We start from the raw sequence: 4,033 nt of genomic DNA, 5'->3' as shown, positions 1-4,033 counted from the left end.
TGCACGCGAACACAGAGTTAACAATGGATTCAGGTGATGATACCTCCTCGGGTAAATTGACAAACACAGATTCCACGATTGAAGCTTTAAATCAGGTTGACATCAAAAGTCAGAACCTCACCAACTCGGGAACGATTCTGGCACAAGATGGAAGTTTAACAATAGACACCAACCAAGTTACCAACCAAGGTGCTTTGGCGGGTAAAGGTATCACGATTAATGCCACCGAACTAAACAACAGTTCGGTTAACGGTAAAGTCTACTCAACAGACAAACTCGATCTCAACATTACTGGCGATGTCACGAATAAAGACGGTGCTCTAGTACATGCGGATTCGGATCTTAACTTGGATGCTGAGGGCAACCTCACCAACAAAGATTCAACGATTGAAGCTTTAAATACTATCGACATCAATGCAGAGAATGTCACGAGTTCAGGTACCGTCTTAGCACAAGACGGTACCTTAACCATTCAAACGAACCAACTGGATAACCAAGGTGCTTTGGCGGGTAAAGGCATCACGATTGATGCCACCGAACTAAACAACAGTACGGTTAACGGTAAAGTCTATTCAACAGATAAGCTTGATTTAAACATCGCTGGAAACGTCAAAAATACAGATGGTGCTTTGGTTCATGCAGATTCCGATCTGACTTTAGATACTGAGGGTAGCCTCACCAACACAGATTCCACGATTGAAGCTTTAAATCAGGTCAACATCAAGAGTCAGAACCTCACCAGCTCGGGGACGATTCTGGCGCAAGACGGCACTTTAACTATTCAAACCAACAAGGTGGATAACCAAGGAACCTTGGCTGGTAAAGGCATTACGATTGATGCCACCGAACTGAACAACAGTTCAGCAAACGCCAAGATTTATTCAACGGATGCAATGGCGTTGAATGTACAAGGAAACATCACTAATGAAGATGGCGCTCTAGTGCATGCGGATACTGATCTGACCTTAGATGCTGAGAGTAGCCTCACCAACACAAATTCCACGATTGAAGCTTTAAATCAGGTCGACATCAAAAGTCAGAACCTCACCAGCTCAGGGACGATTCTGGCACAAGATGGAAGTTTAACAATAGACACTAATCAAGTTACCAACCAAGGAACGTTGGCAGCTAAAGGCATCTCAATTAATGCCACCGAACTAAACAACAGTACGGTTAACGGTAAAGTCTATTCAACAGATAAGCTTGATTTAAACATCGCTGGAAACGTCACAAATACAGATGGCGCTTTGGTTCATGCGGATACTGCTCTGACCTTGGACACTGAGGGTAATCTCACTAACACAGAGTCCAAGATTGAAGCTTTAAATACTATCGACATCAATGCAGAGAATGTCACGAGTTCAGGTACCGTCTTAGCCCAAGACGGTACCTTAACCATTCAAACCAACAAGGTGGATAACCAAGGAGTTTTGGCGGGTAAAGGCATTACGATTGATGCCACCGAACTGAACAACAGTTCAGCAAACGCCAAGATTTATTCCACCGATGCGATAGCATTGAATGTGCAAGGTAACATCATCAATGAAGATGGCGCTCTGGTACATGCGGATACTGATCTTACCTTGGATGCTGAGGGCAACCTCACCAACACAAATTCCACGATTGAAGCTTTAAATCAGGTCGACATTAAGAGTCAGAACCTCACCAGCTCAGGGACGATTCTGGCACAAGATGGAAGTTTAACAATAGACACCAACCAAGTTACCAACCAAGGTGCTTTGGCGGGTAAAGGCATCACGATTAATGCCACCGAACTAAACAACAGTTCGGTTAACGGTAAAGTCTACTCAACAGACAAACTCGATCTCAACATTACTGGCGATGTCTCGAATAAAGACGGCGCATTACTGCACGCGAACACAGCGCTAACAGTGGATTTAGGTGATGATACCTCCTCGGGTAAATTGACCAACACAGATTCCACAATTGAAGCTTTAAATACTATCGACATCAATGCAGAGAATGTCACGAGTTCAGGTACCGTCTTAGCACAAGACGGTACCTTAACCATTCAAACCAACAAAGTGGATAACCAAGGAGTTTTGGCGGGTAAAGGCATTACGATTGATGCCACCGAACTGAACAACAGTTCAGCAAACGCCAAGATTTATTCCACCGATGCGATAGCACTGAATGTGCAAGGCAACATCATCAATGAATATGGCGCTCTGGTACATGCGGATACTGATCTTACCTTGGATGCCGAGGGCAATCTCACTAACACAGATTCCACGATTGAAGCATTAAACACCATCGACATTAAAGCGAATAATGTCACGAGTTCAGGTACCGTCTTAGCACAAGACGGCACCTTAATCATTCAAACAAACAAGGTGGATAACCAAGGAACCTTGGCGGGTAAAGGCATCACGATTGATGCCACCGAACTAAACAACAGTACGGTTAACGGTAAAGTCTACTCAACAGATAAACTCGATCTCAATATCACTGGCGATGTCTTGAATAAAGACGGCGCGTTACTGCACGCGAACACAGTGCTAACAGTGGATTCAGGTGATGATACCTCCTCGGGTAAATTGACCAATATAGATTCCACAATTGAAGCTTTAAATACTATCGACATCAATGCAGAGAATGTCACGAGTTCAGGTACCGTCTTAGCACAAGACGGTACCTTAACCATTCAAACCAACAAAGTGGATAACCAAGGAGTTTTGGCGGGTAAAGGCATTACGATTGATGCCACCGAACTGAACAACAGTTCAGCAAACGCCAAGATTTATTCCACCGATGCGATAGCACTGAATGTGCAAGGCAACATCATCAATGAATATGGCGCTCTGGTACATGCGGATACTGATCTTACCTTGGATGCCGAGGGCAATCTCACTAACACAGATTCCACGATTGAAGCATTAAACACCATCGACATTAAAGCGAATAATGTCACGAGTTCAGGTACCGTCTTAGCACAAGACGGCACCTTAATCATTCAAACAAACAAGGTGGATAACCAAGGAACCTTGGCGGGTAAAGGCATCACGATTGATGCCACCGAACTAAACAACAGTACGGTTAACGGTAAAGTCTACTCAACAGATAAACTCGATCTCAATATCACTGGCGATGTCTTGAATAAAGACGGCGCGTTACTGCACGCGAACACAGTGCTAACAGTGGATTCAGGTGATGATACCTCCTCGGGTAAATTGACCAATATAGATTCCATAATTGAAGCTTTAAATACTATCGACATCAATGCAGAGAATGTCACGAGTTCAGGTACCGTCTTAGCACAAGACGGCACCTTAACCATTCAAACCAACAAAGTGGATAACCAAGGAGTTTTGGCGGGTAAAGGCATTACGATTGATGCCACCGAACTAAACAACAGTACGGTTAACGGTAAAGTCTATTCAACAGACAAACTGGATCTCAATATCACAGGCGACGTGACGAATTCAGACGGTGCTTTGGTTCACGCCGACAGCAACATGACCTTAGATGCCGAGGGCAATCTCACCAACACAAATTCTACGATTGAAGCTTTAAATACCATCAACATCAATGCAGATAATGTCGCGAGTTCAGGCGCCGTCTTAGCACAAGACGGTGCCTTAACCATTCAAACCAAAAAGGTGGATAACCAAGGAACCTTGGCGGGTAAAGGCATCATGATTGATGCCACCGAACTAAACAACAGTACGGTCAACGGTAAAGTCTACTCAACAGGCAAACTGGATCTCAACATCACCGGTGATGTCACGAATAAAGACGGCGCGTTACTGCACGCGAACACAGTGCTAACAGTGGATTCAGGTGATGGTATATCCTCGGGTAAATTGACCAACACAGATTCCACGATTGAAGCTTTAAATCAGGTCGACATCAAAAGTCAGAGCCTCACCAGCTCGGGGACGATTCTGGCACAAGACGGCACCTTAACCATTCAAACCAACAAAGTGGATAACCAAGGTTCCTTGGCAGGTAAAGGCATTACGATTGATGCCACCGAACTGAGCAACAGTTCAGCTAACGCCAAGATGTATTC

Annotated in this window: 1 protein-coding gene; it reads left to right on the top strand. The window is 44.5% G+C overall.

Features of this window, described 5'->3' with window-relative positions; all coding sequences use genetic code 11:
- Positions 1-23: 23 nt before the first annotated feature.
- Positions 24-4,033, top strand: a 4,010-nt coding sequence (locus OA79_RS17705) for a beta strand repeat-containing protein (protein ID WP_156486297.1), incomplete at its 3' end; no start/stop codon positions are given.

Source organism: Marinomonas sp. TW1 (assembly GCF_001625355.1).
In the GTDB taxonomy this organism is placed as follows: Bacteria; Pseudomonadota; Gammaproteobacteria; order Pseudomonadales; family Marinomonadaceae; genus Marinomonas.
Note: the sequence above shows the minus strand (reverse complement) of the source record. Positions and strands in the feature narration are given on the sequence as shown.